This window comes from Kitasatospora sp. NPDC127067, assembly GCF_042724755.1.
Lineage (GTDB): Bacteria > Actinomycetota > Actinomycetes > Streptomycetales > Streptomycetaceae > Kitasatospora > Kitasatospora lactacystinica.
Genome location: NZ_JBHXEM010000005.1, coordinates 121314 through 143113, shown reverse-complemented (window position 1 = coordinate 143113; position 21800 = coordinate 121314). Strand labels below are relative to the sequence as shown.

Here is a 21800-nt window from a genome sequence, read left to right as displayed (position 1 = left end):
CGGCCGCCGGCCGTGGAACGCGGACCCGCCCCGGGCGGGGCGCCGTAGCGCTCCGCCCGGGGCGGTCACCTGTCCGTTTGCCGTTCTCGGCTCACATTTCGCTCGTGACGCTCACCCCGCTGAAGCCCTGCTGGGCGTAGAGGCTGAAGAAGATGTAGCCACCGGCCGGCGGGTCCGTGACGGTCAGCGTCTCGGAGTTGTCCGGGCCGGCCGAGTGCGTGGTGCTGCTCCCGGTGTACGCCCAGCCGGTCGGGTTGTAGTAGAGGTCGCCGTTGCCGGTGCCCCCACTGGTGGTGATCTTCACCTGCTTGGTGCCGGCCGGCACCAGCAGGTAGAAGTGCGCGTAGTTGCCCGTGGTCGCCGCGACGTTGCTGCGGGTGCAGTTGGCGGCCAGCAGGCGGGTGTCGGTGGCGGTGCACTCCGGCAGCTGCGGCGTGGTGGGCGTGCCGCTCCCGTCGGTGGCGCAGGCGCCGGCGGCGCACCTGGTCAGCCAGCTGTCGAAGTCGGCGTCGTAGCGGGTGCCGATGGTGGTCTTCAGGATGGTGCGGGCACCGTTCCAGTCACCGGCGCGGTACTTGGCGAGGACCGCGTCCATGTCGGAGCGGTGCTGCTCCAGCATGTAGCGCACGGCCAGGTACCCCCAGCGGTACACCCGGTCCTGGTCGCCGTAGGCGGTGTCGAAGAGGTCGCTCAGCCGGTAGGTGTGGCGGCCGGCCGCCGCGATGGCCGCGTCGTTGTTGACCTTGCGGTACGACCAGGAGACGTACTCGGCGAAGCCCTCCACCCACCAGACGGTCGGGGTGGTCATGCCGGCCTCGAAGTCGCCGTACATGTCGAACCGGCCGTCGAGGTAGTGGGTGTACTCGTGGTTGAGGTTCCAGATCTCGAAGGACGGGCGGGCCCACTCGGCCTCGTAGCAGAGGAAGCGCGGCTGGTTGCCGGCCGTGGCCGGCTCGCCCTCCAGGTACATGCCGCCGTTGTTGGTGTCGATGCCGTAGATCGCGGCGGCGAGCACCTGGTAGTCGAGCGAGGAGTGGAAGACCACGACCTCGATCGTGCTGTTGCCGTCGTCCTTGACCGGGCCGCTGTCCTTGGCCACCGTGTGGAAGAACGCGTCCTGGCCGTTCAGGCTGGTGCAGGCGGTGCCGAGCTGGGTGCTGTCCAGCGCCTGGGCGAGGATCGTGATGCTCGGGCTGCAGGTGTGCTTCACGGTCAGCACGCCGGCCTTGAGCTGGTCGGCCTTGTTGCAGGTGCCGTAGTACGAGCAGTTGCCGGCGTCGTAGTAGTCGACGCCCTCGGCGACCGCGGCCCACTGGTAGACGGTGCGGCCCTTCGGCTCCGAGGTGCCGACCAGCCCCTTGGCGAGGGGGCGGACCTTGGCCTGGAGGGCCGTGTCCTTCAGGAAGCGGGTGAGCTCCTTGGTCGCGTTGTAGACCAGCACGCCGTAGGTGTCGCCGAGCAGGGCGTTGTTGCGGGTCGCGAAGTCGGACAGCGCGTCCAGCACGCTCGGGTCGGCCTCGACGGCGGCGTCGAAACCGGGCACCTGGTGGCCGCGGAACAGCACGGTGAAGACCGGGTTGACCGCCCACGCCATGCCGGCCGGGTTCCAGGTGTCGGCCTTGTAGTCGCCCAGCAGCCGCTTGACGACCGGCAGGTAGCGGACGTTCTCCTGGGCGCTGTCGATCAGGGTGACGGCCTCGCCCAGGATGGGCCCGTTGCCCGCCGCGACGTCGCGCGAGTGCGCGCTGTTGAAGAAGGCGTCCAGGCCGGACTGGATCGCGGTCTTGAGGCCGGCGCCGTACTCGCCGACGTCCTGCTTGTGGTACCACTGCGCGAAGTAGCCGGCGCGCAGGTAGAGCACCAGCTGCTCGACCGACGTGCTGTTGTCACCGGGGTAGTTGGCCGCCGCGTCGCGCAGCGCGTAGGCCACCGTGCTCATCTGCTCCTCGCGGAACGCGCCGCGCGCGTCACCGCCGGTGAGCTGGAACAGGCTGTTGATGCACTGGATGTCGGCGTCCTTGATGTGCTGGACCAGGTCGCTGCCGGTCCGACCGGAGAAGTCGCCGACGGTACAGGGCTTTTCGGCCGCCGCGCCGAGGCGCAGGGCCTTGGCGGTCGGCCGGACCTCGGCCGGCCGGGTGTCGACCGGGAGCGGGGCGCGCTGGTCGGTCGAGGCCAACTGCTGCCCGCTGTCGGCTCGTTCGGGGGCGCCGGTGGCGGGCTGCGGGGCCGGTCCGGTGGGGACGGGCGTGGGCGTGCCGCCGGGGGTGGGGGCGGCGGGAGCGGCCTGGGACTGCGGGGCGAACAGGCCGACCGCCAGGAACAGGGACAGGACGAGCGTCAGCAATCGTGCCAGCTGCGGGAGTCGCAGCAGACGTGAAGGACTCACGTGGGGGCCTCCGGGCCGTCGTCGGCCGCGACGTGGGGCGCGACCGGGGGGGTGTCGAGGACCGCTGGTGACGGCGCCGCGTGGGGGCGGTTCCGTCGGGCACGGTGGGGGATGTGACATGTACCATGGCACATCTCACATGGCCTTGGGAACCCGGGGCGTTGTGCGCAGTTTGCGGGGAATTCGGTCAGGACCCGTGATGGCGGCCCACCGACGGACCCGCCCCGGGCGGGGCGCCGTAGCGCTCCGCCCGGGGCGGTCACCTGTCCGGTTGCCGTGCTCGGCTCACATTTCGCTCGTGACGCTCACCCCGCTGAAGCCCTGCTGGGCGTAGAGGCCGAAGAAGACGTAGCCGGCCGGCGGGTTGGTGACGGTCAGCGTCTCCGAGTTGTCCGGGTTGGTCGACCGGAGGACGTGGGAGTTGGTGTACGCCCAGCTGCCCGGGTTGTAGTAGAGGTCGCCGTTGCCGGTGCCGCCGCTGGTGGTGATCTTCACCTGCTTGGTGCCGGCCGGCACCGTCAGGTAGAAGTGCGCGTAGTTGCCCGTGGTCGCCGCGACGTTGCTGCGCACGCAGTTGGCGCCCAGCTGCCGGACGTCACCTCCGGCGCACTCCGGCAGCTGCGACTGGCCCGGCGTGTTGGCGGCGCAGGCGCCGGCGGCGCACCTGGTCAGCCAGCTGTCGAAGTCGGCGTCGTAGCGGGTGCCGATGGTGGTCTTCAGGATGGCGCGGGCACCGTCCCAGTCACCGGCCCGGTACTTGGCGAGGACCGCGTCCACGTCGGAGCGGTGCTGCTCCAGCATGTAGCGCACGGCCAGGTACCCCCAGCGGTACACCCGGTCCTGGCTGCTCCTGGCGTAGACCGTGTCGAAGAGCTCGCTCAGCTTGTAGGTGTGCTGCGAAGCCACCGCGATGGCGTCGGTGTTGACGGCCTTGCGGTACGACCAGGAGACGAACTCCGCGAAGCCCTCGACCCACCAGTCGATCGGCTGGACCTGGCCGGCGTCGTAGTCGCCGTACACGTTGAACCGGCCGTCGAGGTAGTGGGTGTACTCGTGGTTGAGGTTCCAGATCTCGAAGGACGGGCGGGCCCACTCGGCCTCGTAGCAGAGGAAGCGCGGCTGGTTGCCGGCCGTGGCCGGCTCGCCCTCCAGGTACATGCCGCCGTTGTTGGTGTTGATGTCGTAGATGACCGCGGCGAGCACCTGGTAGTCGAGCGAGGAGTGGAAGACCACGACCTCGATCGTGCTGTTGCCGTCGTCCTTGACCGGGCCGCTGTCCTTGGCCACCGCGTGGAAGAACGCGTCCTGGCCGTTCAGGCTGGTGCAGGCGGTGCCGAGCTGGGTGCTGTCCAGCGCCTGGGCGAGGATCCTGATGCTCGGGCTGCAGGTGTGGTCGACCGTCAGGTTGGCGGCCTTGAACTTCGCCGGGTCGTCACAGGTGCCGTAGTACGAGCAGTCGGCCTTGTCCCACCAGTTCACCGCGAGCGCCACCGAGCCGCGCTGGTACATCGTGGGTCCGGTCGGGGCGGACTGCTGGGCCAGGGCCCGCGCGTAGGGGCGCACCTTGGGCAGCAGTTCCGGGTACTGCATGAAGCGGGTCAGCTCGTTGGTCGCCTCGTAGACCGTCCGCCCGTAGGTGCCGCCGTGCAGGCCCTGGTTGCGGGAGATGAAGGTGAACAGGGTGTCCAGCACGCTCGGGTCGGCCTTGACGGCGGGGAGGAAGTCGGCCTCCCAGTGTCCGGCGAACAGCACGGTGAGTACCGGGGTCAGCCCGTAGACCATGCCGGTCGGGTTCCAGGTGGCGCTGTCGTAGTCGGACAGCAGTCGCTTGACGACCGGCAGGTAGCGGGCGCTGTCCTTGGCGCTGTCGATCAGCGTGGTCGCCCGGGCCAGCGGGCCCGCGTTGTCCGCCGTGACGTCCCGCGAACGGGAGTTGGCGAAGAACGCGTCCAGCGCGGAGCGGGTCGCGGTCTTCAGGCCGGCGCCGTAGGGGCCCACCACGTCGGGGTTGTAGAACTGCACGAAGTAGCCGGCCTGCAGGTAGAGCATCAGCTGCGAGATCGACGCGCTGTTGTTGCCCTGGTAGCTGTTCGCGGCGTCGCGCACCGCGTACGCCACGGTGGTCATCTGCGACTCACGGAACGCGTTCGCGGCGTCGCCGCGGCCGATCTTGAACAGCGAGTTGACGCACTGGAGGTCGACGGACTTGATCTGCTGGACCAGCGCGCTGCCGGTCCGGCCGGTGAAGTCACCGACGTTGCAGGGTTGGGCGGCGGCCGCGCCCAGCCCGAAGGCCTTGGCCTGCGGCTGGTCGGCCGTCGGCAGGCCGGTGAGCGGGGCCGTCGGCGACTGGGGTACCAGGTCCTCCGGGCTGAGCCGCTTCCGGCCGTCCGGCCGCGCGGGGGCGGTGTCGGTGCGGTCCGCGCCGATCGCGGGCGGCGGCGCCAGGTGGGCGGGCGCCGTGCCGACGGGCGCACCGGTGGGGGTCGTCCCGCCGGGGGTGGGAGCGGCGGGAGTGGCCTGACTGAGCGGCGCGAACACGCCGACCGCCAGGACCAGGGTCAGAACGAGCGTCAACAGTCTTGCCAACTGCGGGACTCGCAGTAAGCGTCGGCCATTCACGTGGGGGCCTCCGGGCCGTCAAAGGCCGCGAGTTGGGGCGCGGCCTACGGTGGAGCGAGGTCCGTCGGCGACGGCACCGCGTGGGGCGGTTCCGCCGTGGAGACGGTGGGGATGTGCCATGTACCATTGCACACATCACACAATATTGTGAAGGCCTTTACCCAAGGTCCACCCATCCACGACAGCGGAAAGGGCACGGCGACGAGTCGTCACCATGCCCTTTCCGCTTGCGAAGGAGGGGATTCCGGGAATTCCCGGCCGCCCCTCCCGGAGCGGCTACTTGCGGAGCGGCTACTTGCGGAGCGGCTACTTGCGGAGCAGCAGGATCACGCCCGCCGTCACCAGGCCGACCACGACGGCGGCCACGCCGTACGCCAGGCGGTGCGCCCGCAGCACCGGCAGGAAGCGGTCCGCGGCGTAGCGGCCGGGGCCGGTCAGGGCGAGTGCCGCGGCACCCGCGGTCAGCAGCAGCTCGTACTCGCTGCCCTTCGGGGCGAAGAAGCCGCCGCCCCAGGTGACGGCTATCGCGTTGACCATCGTGCCGACGATCGCGGCGCCCGCCAGCGGGGTCAGCAGGCCGACGGCGAGGGCGAGTCCGCCCAGCGTCTCGGTGAGGCCGGCCACCACGGCCATGGCGTCGCCGGCCGGGTAGCCGCTCATGGTGAAGAACTGACCGGTGCCGTCGATCCCGCCTCCACCGAACCAGCCGAACAGCTTCTGGCTGCCGTGCGCGGCCATGGTCAGGCCGAGGGCCAGGCGCAGGAGCAGGAGTCCGGCGTCGTAGGCGTGCGGGGAGGTCGTCGCGGACCCGGCGGTGTCCCGGGCCGGGCTGACGGTGGTGGTGGCGGCGGTCGTGCTCGGGCTGCTGCTCGGCATGCGCGTCTCCATCGATCGGGGTTCGGTCGTCGTCCGGCGCGTCCGGACGTGGTCACGGGTTGTGGTGGTGCGGCGGGCAGGGGTCGTCACCCGCACCGTTGTTCAAATTTGAACCGCCGCTCTTCGACCGTACCGCGAAGTTCGAATTTGAACAACTGACGGATCGTCGGCGACTCGCGGAGCCCGTCCGGGCCGGAGAGGGTGGAGGCATGGCTCAACACAGGCACCACCGACGGGAGGCGCGGACCGGCACCCCGTACCCCGAGGCGCTGGACGCCTTCGGCGAGCGCGTCCGGCTGATCACCCCCGGCCAGTGGGACTCCCCCACGCCGTGCAGCGACTGGTCCGTCCGCGACCTGGTCAACCACCTCACCGGCGAGCAGCTCTGGGTGCCCGAACTGCTGATGGGCGCCACCGTCGGCGAGGTCGGCGGACGCTTCGACGGCGACGTGCTCGGCGACGACCCGGTCACCGCCTGGACCGACGCCGCCGAGGCCGCCCGGGAGGCCTGGGCCGTCCCCGGCGCCACCGAGCTGACCGTCCACCTCTCCTTCGGCGACACCTCCGGCCAGTACTACCTGGACCAGCTCACCACCGACCTGGTGATCCACTCCTGGGACCTCGCCGAGGGCATCGGACGGCTCACCCGGCTCCCGGACGGGCTCGTCGGGTTCGCGCTCGGCGAGGTCGCCGGGTACGGGGACCTCTCCGGCAGCGGGCTCTTCGACCCGCCGGTGCCGGTTCCCGATGACGCCGGACCGCAGACCCGGCTGCTCGCCCTCGCCGGGCGGCAGGACGGCGGGTGACCGGGCGCGCCTCCGGGTGACCGGGCCGGCGCCGGATACTGGAAGGCGACGGGGGAAGTCTTCCGTGCGAGAGGCGGGCGGGCCATGAGCCGCAGGCCTGACATCCTCGGCGAGTTCACCGCCGACCACCGGGCGGCGATCGAGCTGCTCGACCGGATCGAGGCCGCACCGGCCGACGACCCCGGGCGCGGCGAGCTGCTCGCCCGGCTGACCGACCTGCTGTTCACCCACTGCGCCGCCGAGGAGGAGCACCTCTTCCCCGTGGTGCAGCACGACGTGCCCGACGGCGGGGCGCTGGTCTTCCGCAGCATCCACGACCACCTGGCGATCGGGCAGTACCTCGCCGACCTCCAGGGGCTCGGACCCGCCGACCCGGCCCTCGGCACCCTGCTGCGCGGCCTCGCCGAAACCCTGCGCCGGCATCTGCGCGACGAGGAGGAGCTACTCTTCCCGGCCGCCCGCAAGGCCCTGCCGGCGGCCGCCCGCACCGCGCTGGGCGACCGGCTGCGGGCGGACCGGGCCGAGCTGGACGCCCCGGGCTGATCAGCCCCCGGGTCGATCGGCTCCCCGGGCCGATCGGCTCCCCCCGGCTCCGGTCAGTCCTTCGGGCCGATCACCGCGAACCGGGCACCCTCGCGGTCCCGCAGCCGGGCCACCCGCCCGTACGGGGAGTCGAAGACCGGCCCGAGCGCGCCGCCGCCCAGCTCCACGGCCCGGGCCAGCGCCCGGTCGGTGTCCGGGACGGCGAAGGACACCTCCCAGTGCGGCGGCATCCCGGCCGGGCCGCCCGCCTGCTCCTTGGCCAGCGCCGCGACGCTGTGGCCCTCGGCGCGCAGCACCACCCGGTCGTGCTCCCAGCGGACGTCGAAACGCTCCGGGTCCCGGCCGTCCCAGCGGAACACCTCGCCGTAGAACAGTGCCGCCGCGAACGGGTCCGGGGTGCGCAGCTCGATCCAGACCGGCGCGCCGGGCACGTCCAGCTTCCGGGCCCGGCCCGGCGGGCCCTCCCAGATGCCGAACACCGCGCCCGCCGGGTCCGCCGCGAAGGCCACCCGTCCGGCGTCGAAGGTCAGCGGGCCGACCGCCAGCGTCGCGCCGCGCTCGCGCACCGCGTCGGCGGCGGCGTCGGCGCTCTCCGTCCCGAAGTAGCTGGTCCACGCGACCGGGATCGCCCCGAAGCCGGCGACGCCCAGCCCGGCCACCGCCTCCCCGCCGGTCACCGCGTGCACGTACGGGCCGAAGCGGTCCGGCCCGGGCTCGAACTCCCAGCCGAGCAGGGGCCCGTAGAACTCCTCGGCGTCGTCCAGGTCCCGGGCCATCAGGCTCACCCAGCACGGTACGGCCGCCACACAGCGCACCCTGGCGGCCGTCTCGCCGCTGCCCATCGCGAACCTCCTCGCCCACCCGGCCGCCGGGCCCCTCCCGACTCCCACGGCCCACCGGCCGCCCGGGACGCCCACAGCCTAGGCCGCCACCCGCACCGCCCCGGGGACGCCATGCCCGGGATCAGCGCACCCAGTTCTTGAGGGGCTCGGTCTCCAGGGAGATGCCCACCGGGTCGGGCAGCTGGACGGCCTTGCCGAAGGGGAGGGTGTGGACCGTCTCGTAGCGGACGCCGTCGGGCCGGCTGAACACCCTCGCCTCGGCGCTGTCCCGGTCGATCAGCAGGTAGACGGGGATGCAGCTCTCGGCACAGGCCCGGGGCTTCTCCACGCGAGCACGACGGTCGGCGTCGGAGTCGTAGGAGGTGACCTCCGCGACCATCAGGACTGCGCCGGTCGGCGCCCAGTCCCCGTACCCGACGAATGCGTCGGCGTCGGCGAGCGTGCCGTCGGGGCGAGCACGCCCGTCCCGGTAGCCGTCGAGCCTCAGGCCTTGATCATGCAGATAGAGCTCCGGCCGGGCCTGGATGCAGATCCGCAGAAGTCACTGGATGATGCGGCCGTGGTCGCCGTCCGGCGCGGGTTTGATCCCCAACTTCCCGTTGATGAGCTCCAACTGGATGCCCTCGACCGTCCGACCCAGGTGACGGGCGAACTCCTCGAACTGCTCGGGCAGCATCTGCGGGCGCTCGGAGATCGCAGCCACGGGCCCCTCCTTCTCCTGGACACCCTTCGGGGCAACGAGGTCCCCGGCGGGTGGTTACGGGCCGCTCGACTCCGATCACGGCCCAGCCGGCCGAGGCACCCCTCGTATGACGCAGGTCACATGGGGGGCGGAAATTCCGGGGACGGATTCCCCGTTTGCGAGTACGTTGGAAGAAGCGGGGAGAATTTCCCCGGTATCCTGATGAGGAGCAGTCGTCGTGACCACCACCGCCGAGTCGGTCCGTCCCGCCGGGAGCGCGCGTACGCCGAAGTTGCGTGCGGACGCGAGCCGGAACCGGGAACGGATCGTGCTGGCGGCCCGGGACGCGTTCGTCGAGCACGGTGCGGACGCACCGCTGGACGAGATCGCGAAGCGGGCGGGGGTCGGCAATGCCACGCTGTACCGGAACTTCCCGGACCGGGTGGCGCTGATCCACGAGGTGGCGGTGCTCGTCAAGAACCGCATCCTGGCCCTCGCCGAGACGGCGACGGCCGAGGCGGACGCTCCTGACGGCGGCGGCCCGTTCGACGCTCTCCAGCGGTTCGCGCACGCGTCCGTCGGGGAGAAGGTCGGCGGTCTCTGCACCCTGTTCAGCAACCATGTCGACCCGTTCGACCCGGAGTTGACCGAGATCCGGGAGCGCCTGCAGGCCGCCGTGGGCGGGCTGATGGAGCGCGCCCGGGCCGCGGGCGAGCTACGGTCGGACGTCGACCACGGTGACCTGTTCATCGCGATGAGCCAGCTGACCCGGCCACTGCCGAACACCGCCTGCCGACTGCTCGACGACTTCGTCCACCGGCACCTGCAGATCTTCCTGGACGGCCTGCGCGCGCCGGCCGCTTCGGTGCTGCCCGGCCGGGCCGCGACCTTCGAGGACTTCCAGCCCCAGAACTGACCCGACCACCAGTACCGACCGCCCGACGGCGCCCTGTCGCGCCCCGGCACACCCTTTCACCGCACCTTTCCCGTGCGGCAACCCGCCGTTCCCGTACGGCACTCGACCGTTCACGCACACCACACGCACCGTGAAGTGAGTACCCCCATGCCTCAAACCGACGCCCGACCGGCGACGCTGCCCGATCCCCGGCGCTGGAAGGCCCTGATATTCATCGGGCTCGCCCAGCTGATGGTCGTCCTCGACGCCACCATCGTGAACATCGCCCTGCCGTCCGCGCAGCGCGACCTGGGCATCTCCGACGGAAACCGCCAGTGGGTGATCACCGCCTACGCGCTGGCCTTCGGCGGCCTGCTGCTGTTCGGCGGCCGGATCGCGGACCTCTGGGGCCGCAAGCGGACCTTCATCGTCGGCCTGACCGGCTTCGCTCTCGCCTCCGCGCTGGGCGGCGCCGCGGCCAACACCGCGATGCTGCTCGGCGCCCGCGCGCTCCAGGGCGTGTTCGGCGCGCTGCTCGCGCCGGCCGCGCTGTCGCTGCTCGCGGTGAGCTTCACCGAGGCGCGCGAGCGCGCCAAGGCCTTCGGCATCTACGGCGCGATCGCCGGTGGCGGCGGCGCCATCGGTCTGATCCTCGGCGGCCTGCTCACCGAGTACATGAACTGGCGCTGGACCTTCTTCGTCAACATCCCGTTCGCCATCGTGGCCGCCGCGGGCGCCGTGCTGGTGATCCGCGAGCCCGCCGAGGGCCGCAACCGCAACAGGCTGGACGTCCCCGGCGTGCTGCTGGTGACCACCGGTCTGGTCGCGCTGGTCTACGGCTTCACCCGCGCCGAGTCCGACGGCTGGTCGTCCGGCAGCACCATCGGGCTGTTCATCGCGGCCGCCGTGCTGCTGACCGCCTTCGTGCTGGTGGAGCGCCGGGTCAAGGCCCCGCTGCTGCCGCTGCGCGTGGTGCTCGACCGCAACCGCGGCGGGGTGTACCTGTCGCTGGGCATGGCCGTGATCGGCATGTTCGGTCTGTTCCTCTTCCTGACCTACTACCTGCAGATCGTGCTCGGCTACAGCCCGGTGCTGACCGGCGTCGCCTTCCTGCCGATGGTGGCGGGCATGATCACCGGCTCGACCCAGATCGGCGCCCGGCTGATGACCAGGGTCCCCGCGCGCTACCTGATGGCGCCCGGCTTCCTGGTCGCCTCGGCCGGCATGTTCCTGCTGGCCCACATCGGCGTGGACACCTCGTACCCGGCGCTGATCCTGCCCGGCCTGGTCCTGATGGGCCTCGGCATGGGCACCGCGTTCATGCCGGCCATGAGCCTCGCCACCCACGGCGTCCAGCCGCGCGACGCGGGCGTGGCCTCGGCCATGGTCAACACCTCGCAGCAGGTCGGCGGCGCCATCGGCACCGCGCTGCTGAACACCATCGCGGCCAGCGCGACCACCGGGTGGCTGGCCGCGCACGCCACCGCGGCGGCCACCTCGCCGGAGGCCGCCAAGGCGTTCCAGTTCCAGGGCATGGTGCACGGCTTCTCGACCGCGATCTGGGTGTCCTTCGGGATCCTGGTGGCGGCCGCCGCGGTCGCCTTCACCTTCGTCAACGCCGGCCGGCCGGGTGCCGCGGCGGGCTCGGACACGGGCGCGGCGAAGGAGAACGAGGTGCCGGTGCTGGTGCACTGACGGCCGGGGGTTTGCTCGGGTGCGTACGCGGCCCGTCCGGTGTCCTCCAGGACACCGGGCGGGCCGCTCGCCGTTCGGGGCCGCGGAGCCAGGTGACCGGGGACCGGGGGCCGGGGGCCGAAGGGCTCCGGGGAGCCGCCAAGGACCCCGGGGTGGAAGTGGGGATCACTCCCCGATTATGGTGGCCCTCAGTGCGAATCGGGGACTCCTCCCCGTTTCCTTCGGACCGAGGTGCGTGCACATGACCCGGAATCAGAGCCCTGGGCGGGGGCAGCGGGCCGCCGACTGGGCGGACGGCCGGCTGGGGATCCACTCCCTGGCCAGGGCGAACCTGCGGAAGATCTTCCCGGACCACTGGTCCTTCATGCTGGGCGAGATCTGCCTCTACACCTTCCTGATCATCATCCTGACCGGTGTCTGGCTGACGCTGTTCTTCAAGCCCAGCATGGGCGAGGTGGTCTACGCGGGCTCGTACGTCCCGCTCAAGGGCGTCCCGATGTCGGAGGCCTACGCCTCCACGGTGGACATCAGCTTCGAGGTCCGCGGCGGACTGCTGATCCGCCAGATCCACCACTGGGCGGCGATCGTCTTCGTCGCCGCCATGTTCGTCCACATGATGCGGGTGTTCTTCACCGGCGCGTTCCGCAAGCCGCGCGAGATCAACTGGGTCTTCGGCTTCCTGCTGCTCTTCCTCGGCATGCTGGACGGCTTCTTCGGCTACTCGCTCCCGGACGACCTGCTCTCCGGCACCGGCATCCGGTTCATCGAGGGCTCGATCCTCGCCGTCCCGCTGGTCGGCACGTACATCCAGATGTTCCTGTTCGGCGGCGAGTTCCCCGGCCACGACATCGTGCCGCGCTTCTTCACCATCCACGTGCTGCTGATCCCGGGCATCATGCTCGGCCTGCTGGTGGCGCACCTGATCCTGGTCTTCTTCCACAAGCACACCCAGTGGGCGGGCCCCGGCAGGACCGAGAAGAACGTCGTCGGCATGCCGCTGATGCCGGTCTACCTGGCCAAGGCCGGTGGCTTCTTCTTCCTGGTCTTCGGCATCATCGCGCTGGTGGCCGCGATCGCGACCGTCAACCCGATCTGGGCGTACGGCCCGTACCGGCCGGACCAGGTCTCCACCGACGCCCAGCCCGACTGGTACATGGGCTTCGCCGAAGGCCTGATCCGGATCATGCCCGGCTGGGAGGTCGGGCTGTGGGGGCACACCCTCAACCTCGGGGTGCTCATCCCGTTCGCGCTGTTCCCGCTGGTCCTGGGCGCCATCGCCGCCTACCCGTTCCTGGAGGGCTGGGTGACCGACGACAAGCGGGAGCACCACCTGCTCGACCGGCCGCGCAACGCACCCGTCCGCACCGCGCTCGGCGCCGCCTGGATCAGCGTCTACCTGGTGGCGCTGGTGGCCGGCGGCAACGACCTGATCGCCACCCACCTGCACCTGTCGCTCAACTCCATCACCTACGCCGCCCGCGTCGGCTTCTTCGCCGTGCCGGTCGCCGTCTTCGTCGTCACCAAGCGCTGGTGCCTGGGCCTCCAGCGCCGGGACCGCGACAAGGTGCTGCACGGGCGCGAGACCGGCGTCGTCAAGCGCCTGCCGCACGGCGAGTTCACCGAGGTGCACGCCCGGCTCTCGCCGCGGGAACTGCACCGGCTCACGGCGCACGAACAGCCCCGCCCCCTCGAACTGGCCGCCCCGGTGGACGAGAATGGAGTGGCCCGCCCGGCCGGTGTGCTCACCCGCACCCGGATCCGGCTCTCCCGCGGGTTCCACGGCGAGGGCAGCCGGATCCCCAAGCCCACCGCCGAGGAGTTCCGCGAGATCACCGAGGGCCACGGGCACTGACCCGCACCCCCCGATGGCACAGGGAGGACAGGTGCACCACCGAACCGACCGGCTCGCCGACAGCAAGTACCTCCTGCTCACCACCTTCGGCGAGGACGGCAGCCGGATGGAATCGCAGCTCTGGGTGGTGCCCGACGGCACGGCCCTCGGGGTCTGGGCCCCGGCCCACTCCGGCGAGGCCGAACGGATCCGCCGCCACCCCCGGGTGCTGATCGGCCCCTGCGACGCCCACGGGCGCCCCACCGGCCGCCCGGTCCCCGCCCGGGCGCGGCTCTGCGACGCCGACGACACCGCCCGCTACCGCACCTCGTTGATCAACAAGTACGGCCTGACGGCGCTGGTCGTGCTGGCCCGCAGCCGGTTCCGGGTGGGGCTGGCCGGGACGGTCGGCATCCGGATCACGCTGAACGAACTGGAACAGCGGCTGGTCGGTCCGGACTGGCAGCCGCCGAGCGGCTACTGCGTCAACTGACGGACCGCGTCAGCCGACGGGCCGCCGATCCCCCCGGAGTGCCGGGGCCCCGGGAAGGGCGGCCCCGGCGCTCGGCGCTTCCGAAGCCGTTCACGACGGCGGGTGGGAGGTCACGGCGGCGGGCAGGGCGTCGGAGGCGCCGGGACGGGCCCGGGGCCTGCGGGCCGGAAGTCAGGACAGCGGGTGCGTCGGGACCGGGCTGACCTCCTGGATCTCGCCGTGGGCCTTGGTGAGCAGCTGCGAGGCGAGCTCGTTGAGCGCGCGGGCCCCCGCGATCTCCTCACCGACCCTCAGCTGTTCCGGGTCGGAGGGGTGGCGGCTGCTGTAGCCGTGGGCGCGCAGTTCGCTCCCGTCGCCGAGCCGCAGCAGTGCGGCGGCGCTGGTCCGCGGCCCCTCTTCGCGGAACTCCATCTCGATGTGCCAACCGACCAGAGTCTGCATGGCGGATCACCTCCATCGGTTACTCCTCCAGAGTGCGCCGCACCCACCGTGAACACCAGGCCAGCCCGACGGGGGCGGCATCCGGGGCCGAGTTGAACGCGTTCAACTCGGCCGCGTAGAGTCGGCGACGCAAGTCATTTGAACGCGTTCAAGGGGGTGTGCCCACGATGGGAAAGGGCACCACGGAGCTGGTCGACCTGCTGATCCTGCTCGGCATGGGCGCCGTCGTCCCGCTCGGCCTCGCCCTCGTCGACGAGCCCGGGCTCACCCGGATCCGCCGGCTCTGGCCGCTCGCCGCCGTACCCGGCGCGCTCTCGCTCTGGCTGCCCCGCGGCGGTCCGGCCACCGGCTGCGCCCTGCTCTACGCGCTCGGCACCCTGGCCGTCGCCCTGCACGCGCCACTGCGGCTGGCCCGCACCCGCTCGCTCGCGCCCGCCGAGATCGCTGTGCTCACCGCGCTCGCCGCGCCCTCGGTGGCCGGGGTCGCCCTCGTCGCCGAACGCTCCGGCTACCCGCTGTTCGGCTTCGAACCGCACATCCTGGCGCTCACCGTGCCGCACTTCCACTACGCCGGGTTCACCGCCGCGCTGGTCGCCGGACTGGTCTGCCGCGCCGCCCGCCCGGGCTCGGCCGCGGCCCGCTGCGCGGCGCTCAGCGTCCCGGCGGGCACCCTGCTGGTGCTGGCCGGATACTTCCTCGGCAACTGGTGGCAGTTCGCCGGGGCCGCCGTACTGACCACCGGAATGTGGCTGGTCGGCCTGGTCACCTGGCGCGAACTGCGGCCCCGCAGCGGCGATCCCGTCACCGCCCGGCTGCTCGCCGCCTCCTCGGCCGTCCTCGCGCTCACCATGCTGCTCGCCCTCTGGTGGGCACTCGGCCGGGCCGCCGGACTCCCCCACCCGACCCTGACCTGGATGGCCGCCACCCACGGCGTCGGCAACGCGCTCGGCTTCGCGCTCTGCGCCCTGCTCGCCTGGCGCCGGATCGCGGCCGATCGGACCGCCGCGGGCCGGACCGCCGTGGACCGCACTGCCGCGGAAGGGACCGCCACGGACCGGACCGCCGCGGCCGGGACCGCCGCAACGGAGAGCGCTCGATGAACGACTACAGCTACCCCGAGCAGGGCGCCAGCCGCACCGGCGAGCTGCCCGCCGGCTACAACCACCTGCGGCACAGCGCACTCATCGGCCGCGGCCGCCCCGCGCTGGAGGCCGCCGGCGCCGCCCTGCTCGACTGGCGGATGCACCGGCTCGCGGGCGTCCGGATCGACGCGGCGGCCGACCGGGCCGCCCCCGGCGTCGCCGTGCGGTGCGCCATCGGCCTCGGCCCGCTGCGGGCCGGCGCCCCCAACCGGGTGCTGGCCGCGGTCGACGGCCCGGACCGGTACGGCTTCACCTACGGGACCAGGACCGGGCACCTGGCCCGGGGCGAGGAGACCTTCCTGGTCGAGCCGACCCCGGACGGCGGGGTCCGGTTCTCCGTCACCGCCTTCAGCAGACCGGTCGCCCGGTACGCCCGGCTCGCCGGCCCCCTGCTCCCCCTCGCCCAACGCGCCTTCGCCCGCCACTGCGGCCGCGTCCTGGCCCGGATCGCGGCCCGGGCCGGCTGAGCACCGGCCGCCCCCACTCACCCGACGCACCTTCAGCCACCACTGCGCACGCGCACCGACCCGGAGCACGGCGCGGGCCGGCCGGACGGCGGGCGGACTGCACGTAAATCCGCTCGTCGGGGCGGTGGTCCGTTCGGGATGATCGGCGGATGATGTCGATACGACCGGTCCTGGAGATCTTCGCCCCCGACGGCTTCGCGCTCTGGCCGACGGGCAGCCACGAGCCGTACGGGAACCTCACGCTGAACGGGCGGCTGACGGCGGCCGAGGTCGGTACGGCGGTGTGGCGGCTGGCCGACTGCAACGACGTCGAGCCCGAATCCGAGCAGGCCGAGGAGCGCGGGCCGCGCCCGGCGGACCCGCTGGGCGGCTTCCTGCACGGGCTGCTCACCGAGTCGCACCCGTACGCCCCCGGCGGCCTGGTGGTGACCGACTCCGTCACCGGCGCCGTCTTCGAACCGGGCTGCTGCAACGGCCTGGAGGACTGGCGCGAGTGGCTGAACGTCACGGACGGCTCCGGCACGGCCTGGTTCGGGCACGACCCCGACGCCCGGGCCGAGTGCGTCGGCCGGGTCGTCCGGCTGACCCAGAACGCCGAGAACGGCGAGGGCCCGGTGATCGAGCTGCCGGTGGACGAACTGCGCCGGCTGCTCGCCGGGGTCGAGCGGGACCTGCGGGACTTCCTCGCCCTGGCCGCGCGCTGGGCCGGGCAGCAGCTGCCCGAGCACGCCGCCGCCGTCACCGCCGTGCTCGCCCGGGCGCTGGACCTGGGGCCGGCCCCGGAGCTTCCGTCATGACCAGCTTCCACACCCACCGGGCCCGGGTGCACGACGCCGCGCTCCCGCCGTACCGGCGGCACAGCGCGCTGCGCACCTGTCTGACCCGCTTCGCGCCGTACGGCCTGCGGGCGACGTACCACCACCTCACCGTCAGCGCCCGGATGCCCCGCTTCCTGGAGGCCGACCCGGAGTCGCTGGTCCGCGCGGTGGACGAGCTGCACGAGGCGCGCGAGCTGTGGCGGGCCCGGGCCGAGGAGTACGCGGCGCGGCGCCGGGTGCAGAAGCGGGCCGGGCGGCGGCGGGCGCCGGAGACGGCGTGGTGGCACCAACGCTGGTGGGGATCGCCGAACGCGGCCTGGGAGCACGACCCGTTCCTGCACCCGCCGTTGCGGCTGCCCGACTACGTCCGGCGGCAGCACGCGCTGCTGGACGGCGTCGAACTGCCCGGTTGTCCGGCCTGCGGGGAGCAGGGCCCGCCGGTGGGGATCCCGACCGGGCACGGCCGCGCCGAGCTCTGCCGCGGCTGCGCCCGGGTGCTGACGCCCTGTGGCTGCGGGCGGTGGCACAGCTTCGAACCCACGCTGCGGGTCGGCTGGAGCCGGACCTGGCGGCGGGAGCATATGACCGGCTCCGGCGAGCCGAGCCCGCACTGGCCGGGCCTGCGGGGTACGGCCCGGGTGGAGCGGCTGGAGTCGTACACGGTCGACCTGGAGTCAGGTGTGGTGCGCCGGAACCGCGACCAGTAGCGCGCCGCTGTCCTGGACCCGGACCTCGAAGTGGTCGATGTCCCCGGGCTGGAGGGCCGCCCCGCCGGTGGTGCGCACGGTGCCGTCCCCGCCCCCGTAGCCGCTCGCGGGGACGGACCAACTGGTGACCGTCTGCTGCTCGCCGGTGCGCGAGACGGCGACCAGCCGGCACGTCAACGGGCCTTGGACGCCGGAGAGTTGCAGGCTCACCCGGGTGCCCCAGGTGGTGCCGTCCAGGCCGACGGTGGCGTGCGCGCCGGAGCTCGGGTCGGTGGCGCTGAACTGCTCGGCCACCGCGACCACGGCGGGCCCGTGCTCGGCGGTGAGCACCGCGGCGGTGACGGCGGGGCCGGCCGCCACCATCGCGGTCGCGGCCAGGGCCAGCACCAGTCGCCGGATCCGGCCCCGCCGCCGGGTGGTGCCGACCTCGGCGACCAGGCGGTCCAGCAGCTGCGGGCCCGGTTGCGGGGCGGGGCCGGCCGGGTCCGTTCCGGCCGCCCGCACGGTGGCCGAGTACTCGGCCAACAGCGGCTCCACCGGGCCGAGTTCGGCCACCTGCTCGGCGCACTGCGGGCAGTCGGCGAGGTGCTGTTCGAAGGCGGTGCGCTCGGCGGGCTCCAGCAGGCCGAGGACGTACGCGCCGACGTCCACGTGCTCCGGGCCGCCGCCGGGCGTCCGGTCGGGATCCGGGTCGGGGTGTCCGGTCACGATGCCACTCCCCGTTCCTCCAGCGCGAGCCTGAGCGAGCGCAGCGCGTAGAACACCCGCGAGCGCACCGTCCCGGCCGGGATGCCGAGTTCGGCGGCCGCCTCGACGGCCGTGCGGCCCTTCAGGTAGGTCTCGACGATGATCTCCCGGTGCGCGGGCGAGAGGTCGGCCAGTGCGTCCGCGACGGTCATCATCCGCAGGGCCCGGTCGATCTCGTCCTCGGCGGGCAGCTGCTCCAGCACCGCGGCGTCCACCTCCCGCGGCCGGGCCATGGCGCTGCGGTGGCCGTCGATCACGATCCGCCGGGCGACCGTGACCAGCCAGGGCCGCAGTGAGCCGGCCTCCGGGTCGAGCCGGTGGATGTTGCGCCAGGCGCGGACCAGCGTCTCCTGCACCACGTCCTCGGCCCGCTGCCGGTCCCCGGCGACCAGGTGGAGCACGAACCCGAACAGCGGACCGGCGTGCTCCCGGTACAGGGCGCGCATCAACTCCTCGTCCGGCGCCCCCGTACCGTGGCCGCCGGCGCGTCCGACGGGGTGCTCCTCGGTCACCACTTCATCGTTGCGCACCCGGGCCTCCCGGTCGAGGACGGTCGGGACCGGTCAGTAGCCCGGGGTGCTGGGCGCCGGGTTGCTGGGCGCCGGGGTGCCGGGCATCTGCGGGGAACCGGCCGCGGTGCCCGCCCTGCCACCACTCGGGGTCAGCGCGAACCAGGTGCCGCCGACGCCCTGGCCCTTGGTGTCGCCGGGCTTGGTGTCCGGCGAGTAGCGGTAGGCCGGCCAGCCGTTCAGGGTGACCTGCTTGGTGCCGTCGGCGCGGGTGACGGTGCCGACCAGCTTGCTGTCGATGCCCTTCACCGTGACGTTGCCGTTGGCGTGCTCGGGCGGCCAGATGACGGCGCAGCTGCCGTTGCAGGAGGACTCCGGCGGGCTGTTCCGGTCCTGGTCGAAGCGGTAGAGCGTGAAGCCGGCGCTGTCGGTGACGATCGCGCCCAGCTTCGGGTCCTGGGCGGTCTGCAGGGTGACGCTCGCCGGGGCGCTCGGGCTGCTCGACGGGTGCGACGAGCCGCCGGACGACCCGCAGCCGGCGATCAGGGCGGCGGCCGCGATGCCGGAGGCGGTCAGGGCCAGGGTCCGGCGGGTGCGGAGTGTGGTGGGCATGGGGTGCCTCCCGCGGGGGAAGGTGTCGGGACGGACCGGACACCGTTCTGTACGGGTGGTGGCCGCCGAGTGCTCAACCCCGGCGCCGGGAGTTCCCCGAGCGCCCCCGCTACTCCCCCGCAACTCCCCCGGAATACGCCGCCGACCGGCACCGTTGTGCCGGGCGACGGTCTGAGCCGCCACCTCCGGAAGGGAAGGAATCACGAGATGAGCAGCACGGTCGAGCTGACCAAGGAGAACTTCGACGACATCGTCCCGGGCCCGGAGGGCAAGGACTTCGTCTTCATCGACTTCTGGGCCGGGTGGTGCGGGCCGTGCCGCCAGTTCGCCCCGGTGTTCGAGAAGGCGGCCGAGCGCCACCCCGACCTGGTCTTCGCCAAGGTGGACACCGAGGCGCAGCACGAGCTGGCCGCCGCGTTCGAGGTCCAGTCGATCCCGACGCTGGCGATCGTCCGCGAGGGCGTACTCGTCTTCTCGCAGCCCGGCGCCCTGCCGGAGACGGTGTTCGAGGACCTGATCAACCAGGCCCGCAACCTGGACATGGCCGATGTGAAGCGCAAGGTCGCCGAGGAGCGGGCGGCCGGCGGCCAGGCCTGATCCGGACGCGGCCGGGACCGGTCCGGACGCCCGAGGGCCCGGGGAGCACCGCCTCCCCGGGCCCTCGCCCTACCCGGCCGCGGCCGCTCAGGCCGGTTCGGCGCCCCAGGCGGCGAGCCGGGCCGCGAGCGCCCGCACCTCGGCGCGCAGCGCGGCGGGCTCCCGGACGGTGAACGGCCACCCCAGGCCGGCCAGCAGCACCGCGACGCCGTCGAGGTTCTGCGCCCGGGCCCGCAGCAGCACGCGGTCCTCGGCGAGTTCGGTGAGCGTGCCGACGGCGGGCGGAAGCCGGCGGCGGGCCTCGGCGAGGCCGACCGCCAGCTCCACCTCAACCCGGTGCCGCCAGGGCGCACCGGCCAGTGACTCCACCACCCGCTGGACCGGGTCGAAGTCCTCGGGCGGCTCGAAGCACGCCTCGCCCTGCTCGACCCGGGTGATCCGGTCCAGCCGGAAGGTGCGCGGCTCGCCGCTCCGGTGGTCGAGGCCCGTGGTGTACCAGCGCCCGGAGTGGAAGACCAGCCCGTACGGGTCGAACTCGCGCTCACTGGGCCGGTCCTCGCGGTCCCGGTAGGCGAGCCGCACCCGGCGCCGCCGGCGGGCCGCCTCGGCCAGGGTGAACAGCGCTGTGGCGGCCGGGCCCGGGCCGGTGGCCGGGACGGCCGTGAGGCCCAGGGTCTGTTCGACGGCGGAGACCCGGTCGCGCAGCGAGGGCGGGAGCACCCGCTGGATCTTGGCGAGGGCGGTCCCGGTGGCCTCCTCCCCCACCGACAGGCCGGAGCTGCGGCCGGCCAGCAGGCCGAGCACGACGGAGACGGCCTCCTCCGGGTTGAGCATCAGCGGCGGCAGCCGGTAGCCGGGCCGCAGGCGGTAGCCGCCGTAGCGGCCCCGGTCGGCCTGGACGGGGATGCCGAGCTCGGCCAGCCGGGAAACGTAGCGGCGGACGGTGCGCTCGTCCACGTCGAGCCGGGCGGCCAGTTCGGCGCCGGTCAGGCCGGGGCGGTCCTGGAGCAGTTCCAGCAGGGCGAGGACACGGCTGACCGGGTGCTCCACCGTGCGTTCCTCCCGTCTCCTCGTCGTCTCCTCGCCGGCTCCGAACCGGCTCCTCGCCGCCTCCGTGCCGCACTTGCGGACGGCTCTTCCGCCGGCCCCTTCCGGACGCCGTCCGGACACCCTCCGGACGCGCGGGGACGACGCGGAGGAAATGCGGGCGACTTCTGTCCGGATCCGATCCTAGAGTCGGCGGTGGAGGAGGCCCCAGCGGGGCGAAGCCCTCCCACGGGCCCCTCGACGCCTCCGGCCCGTCGAGGCCTCCCCCGGCATCCCCACCGACGAAGGAGTGATCCCCATGAGCACGTTCGTACTGGTCCCCGGATTCTGGATCGGCGCCTGGGCCTGGGACGAGGTGGCCGCGCCGCTGCGCGCGGCCGGGCACCGCGTGTACGCCGTCAGCCTGCCCGGGGTGGCCGAACGCGCCGTCGAGACGGGCGAGTTCGGGCTGGAGGACCACATCGCCGACCTCGCCGCACTGCTGGTCCGGGAGGACCTGTCGGATGTCCTCCTGGTCGCGCACAGCGGCGCCTGCGCCCCGGTGGGCGGGCTCGCGGACCGGATGCCGGAGCGGATCCGCCGGGTGGTCTACCTGGACAGCGGCCCGCTGATCGACGGCTCCGCGGTCCAGGACCTCTGGGAGCCGGACTACCGGCGGACGGCCGAGGCCTCGCTGGTCGACGGCCGTCTCCCGATGCCGTCCTGGGAGTACCTGGCCGAGCACGGCGCCAGCGTGGCGGGGCTGGACGGGGCCGCCCTCGCCCGCATCCGCTCCCGCGCCACCGCGCAGCCGGCCGGGGCGTTCCGGGACCGGCTGCGGCTGACCGGCGCCGGGGCCGCGCTGCCGCAGGCGCTGGTCTCCTGCTCCTTCCCGCTCTCCCAGGTGCGCGAGCTGATCGCCGCCGGGCACCCGTACTTCGCCGGGATGTCCGGGCCGAACTGGGAGCTGCGCGAACTGCCCACCGGGCACTGGCCGATGTTCTCCCGCCCGGCCGACACGGCGGCCCTGCTGGCGGAGCTGGCCGCGCTCTGATCCCGT

At 73.1% G+C, this 21800-nt stretch carries 21 protein-coding genes and 1 pseudogene; 12 read left to right on the top strand and 10 right to left on the bottom strand.

Annotated elements, in window-relative coordinates; genetic code table 11:
* Positions 1-91 precede the first annotated feature (91 nt).
* The 3 genes from ACFWJ4_RS04040 to ACFWJ4_RS04030 form a co-directional block, all read right to left on the bottom strand.
* Positions 92-2389, bottom strand: a complete 2298-nt coding sequence (locus ACFWJ4_RS04040) for a M9 family metallopeptidase (RefSeq protein ID WP_380538854.1) — start codon at positions 2387-2389, stop codon at positions 92-94.
* Between the two features lie 285 nt (positions 2390-2674).
* The gene (locus ACFWJ4_RS04035) at positions 2675-4966 is read right to left on the bottom strand and encodes a M9 family metallopeptidase (protein WP_380538852.1); all 2292 of its coding nucleotides are present in this window, start codon (positions 4964-4966) and stop codon (positions 2675-2677) included.
* Between the two features lie 351 nt (positions 4967-5317).
* Positions 5318-5887: a DoxX family protein gene (locus tag ACFWJ4_RS04030; RefSeq protein WP_380538850.1), complete on the bottom strand. Its 570-nt coding sequence runs from the start codon at positions 5885-5887 to the stop codon at positions 5318-5320.
* A gap of 209 nt (positions 5888-6096) precedes the next feature.
* Here ACFWJ4_RS04030 and ACFWJ4_RS04025 point away from each other — a divergent pair, with 209 nt between their 5' ends.
* On the top strand, positions 6097-6693 hold the full coding sequence (locus tag ACFWJ4_RS04025) for a TIGR03086 family metal-binding protein (RefSeq protein WP_380538848.1): 597 nt from the start codon (positions 6097-6099) through the stop codon (positions 6691-6693).
* An 84-nt stretch (positions 6694-6777) separates the two neighbouring features.
* On the top strand, positions 6778-7236 hold the full coding sequence (locus ACFWJ4_RS04020; protein ID WP_380538846.1) for a hemerythrin domain-containing protein: 459 nt from the start codon (positions 6778-6780) through the stop codon (positions 7234-7236).
* 53 nt (positions 7237-7289) lie between these two features.
* Here ACFWJ4_RS04020 and ACFWJ4_RS04015 read toward each other — a convergent pair whose 3' ends face one another.
* Together ACFWJ4_RS04015 and ACFWJ4_RS04010 are read right to left on the bottom strand one after the other, a co-directional pair.
* Entirely contained in the window at positions 7290-8078 is a 789-nt protein-coding gene (locus ACFWJ4_RS04015) for a VOC family protein (RefSeq protein WP_359912392.1), read from the bottom strand.
* A gap of 121 nt (positions 8079-8199) precedes the next feature.
* Positions 8200-8754 (bottom strand): annotated as a pseudogene (locus ACFWJ4_RS04010) (Uma2 family endonuclease).
* Positions 8755-8998: 244 nt separating this feature from the next.
* Between ACFWJ4_RS04010 and ACFWJ4_RS04005 the strand changes: the two are divergent.
* The 4 genes from ACFWJ4_RS04005 (at position 8999) to ACFWJ4_RS03990 (ending at position 13674) form a co-directional block, all read left to right on the top strand.
* Entirely contained in the window at positions 8999-9676 is a 678-nt protein-coding gene (locus ACFWJ4_RS04005) for a TetR/AcrR family transcriptional regulator (RefSeq protein WP_359912386.1), read from the top strand.
* 147 nt (positions 9677-9823) lie between these two features.
* Positions 9824-11350, top strand: a complete 1527-nt coding sequence (locus tag ACFWJ4_RS04000) for an MFS transporter (RefSeq protein ID WP_380538844.1) — start codon at positions 9824-9826, stop codon at positions 11348-11350.
* A gap of 241 nt (positions 11351-11591) precedes the next feature.
* Positions 11592-13202 (top strand): cytochrome bc complex cytochrome b subunit, encoded by a 1611-nt coding sequence (locus tag ACFWJ4_RS03995; protein WP_380538842.1) that lies wholly within the window; start codon positions 11592-11594, stop codon positions 13200-13202.
* 31 nt (positions 13203-13233) lie between these two features.
* Positions 13234-13674 (top strand): PPOX class F420-dependent oxidoreductase, encoded by a 441-nt coding sequence (locus ACFWJ4_RS03990; RefSeq protein ID WP_380538840.1) that lies wholly within the window; start codon positions 13234-13236, stop codon positions 13672-13674.
* Positions 13675-13845: 171 nt separating this feature from the next.
* Here ACFWJ4_RS03990 and ACFWJ4_RS03985 read toward each other — a convergent pair whose 3' ends face one another.
* Complete coding sequence (locus ACFWJ4_RS03985) at positions 13846-14115, bottom strand: DUF1876 domain-containing protein (protein ID WP_359900185.1); 270 nt, start codon at positions 14113-14115, stop codon at positions 13846-13848.
* Between the two features lie 167 nt (positions 14116-14282).
* Between ACFWJ4_RS03985 and ACFWJ4_RS03980 the strand changes: the two genes are divergently transcribed.
* From ACFWJ4_RS03980 to ACFWJ4_RS03965, 4 genes are all read left to right on the top strand, one after another.
* Complete coding sequence (locus tag ACFWJ4_RS03980; RefSeq protein WP_380538860.1) at positions 14283-15215, top strand: YndJ family protein; 933 nt, start codon at positions 14283-14285, stop codon at positions 15213-15215.
* A complete protein-coding gene (locus ACFWJ4_RS03975; protein ID WP_380538838.1) occupies positions 15212-15724 on the top strand; it encodes a DUF1990 family protein in 513 nt (170 codons plus the stop codon). The genes ACFWJ4_RS03980 and ACFWJ4_RS03975 overlap by 4 nt, the downstream gene beginning before the upstream one ends.
* Before the next feature lie 149 nt (positions 15725-15873).
* Entirely contained in the window at positions 15874-16521 is a 648-nt protein-coding gene (locus ACFWJ4_RS03970; RefSeq protein WP_380538837.1) for a hypothetical protein, read from the top strand.
* Entirely contained in the window at positions 16518-17249 is a 732-nt protein-coding gene (locus tag ACFWJ4_RS03965; RefSeq protein ID WP_380538835.1) for a hypothetical protein, read from the top strand. Before ACFWJ4_RS03970 ends, ACFWJ4_RS03965 begins: the two co-directional genes overlap by 4 nt.
* On the opposite strand, the gene ACFWJ4_RS03960 is transcribed toward ACFWJ4_RS03965, so the two are convergent.
* From ACFWJ4_RS03960 to ACFWJ4_RS03950, 3 genes are read right to left on the bottom strand one after another with little or no spacing between them, the layout of a single operon-like run.
* Positions 17217-17957 carry an anti-sigma factor family protein gene (locus tag ACFWJ4_RS03960; protein WP_380538833.1) on the bottom strand — a complete coding sequence of 247 codons (741 nt, stop codon included), beginning with the start codon at positions 17955-17957 and terminating at the stop codon, positions 17217-17219. The two genes, ACFWJ4_RS03965 and ACFWJ4_RS03960, sit on opposite strands and share 33 nt — an antisense overlap.
* Complete coding sequence (locus tag ACFWJ4_RS03955; protein WP_380538831.1) at positions 17954-18526, bottom strand: sigma-70 family RNA polymerase sigma factor; 573 nt, start codon at positions 18524-18526, stop codon at positions 17954-17956. The genes ACFWJ4_RS03960 and ACFWJ4_RS03955 overlap by 4 nt, the downstream gene beginning before the upstream one ends.
* A gap of 33 nt (positions 18527-18559) precedes the next feature.
* A complete protein-coding gene (locus ACFWJ4_RS03950) occupies positions 18560-19117 on the bottom strand; it encodes a hypothetical protein (protein WP_380538829.1) in 558 nt (185 codons plus the stop codon).
* A gap of 207 nt (positions 19118-19324) precedes the next feature.
* Here ACFWJ4_RS03950 and ACFWJ4_RS03945 point away from each other — a divergent pair, with 207 nt between their 5' ends.
* Positions 19325-19714 (top strand): thioredoxin domain-containing protein, encoded by a 390-nt coding sequence (locus tag ACFWJ4_RS03945; protein ID WP_359900171.1) that lies wholly within the window; start codon positions 19325-19327, stop codon positions 19712-19714.
* An 87-nt stretch (positions 19715-19801) separates the two neighbouring features.
* Here the strand turns inward: ACFWJ4_RS03945 and ACFWJ4_RS03940 are convergent, their stop codons facing one another.
* Positions 19802-20764 carry a helix-turn-helix transcriptional regulator gene (locus tag ACFWJ4_RS03940; protein WP_380538827.1) on the bottom strand — a complete coding sequence of 321 codons (963 nt, stop codon included), beginning with the start codon at positions 20762-20764 and terminating at the stop codon, positions 19802-19804.
* A 295-nt stretch (positions 20765-21059) separates the two neighbouring features.
* Between ACFWJ4_RS03940 and ACFWJ4_RS03935 the strand changes: the two genes are divergently transcribed.
* Positions 21060-21794 (top strand): alpha/beta fold hydrolase, encoded by a 735-nt coding sequence (locus ACFWJ4_RS03935; RefSeq protein ID WP_380538825.1) that lies wholly within the window; start codon positions 21060-21062, stop codon positions 21792-21794.
* The last annotated feature ends 6 nt before the right edge of the window (positions 21795-21800 follow it).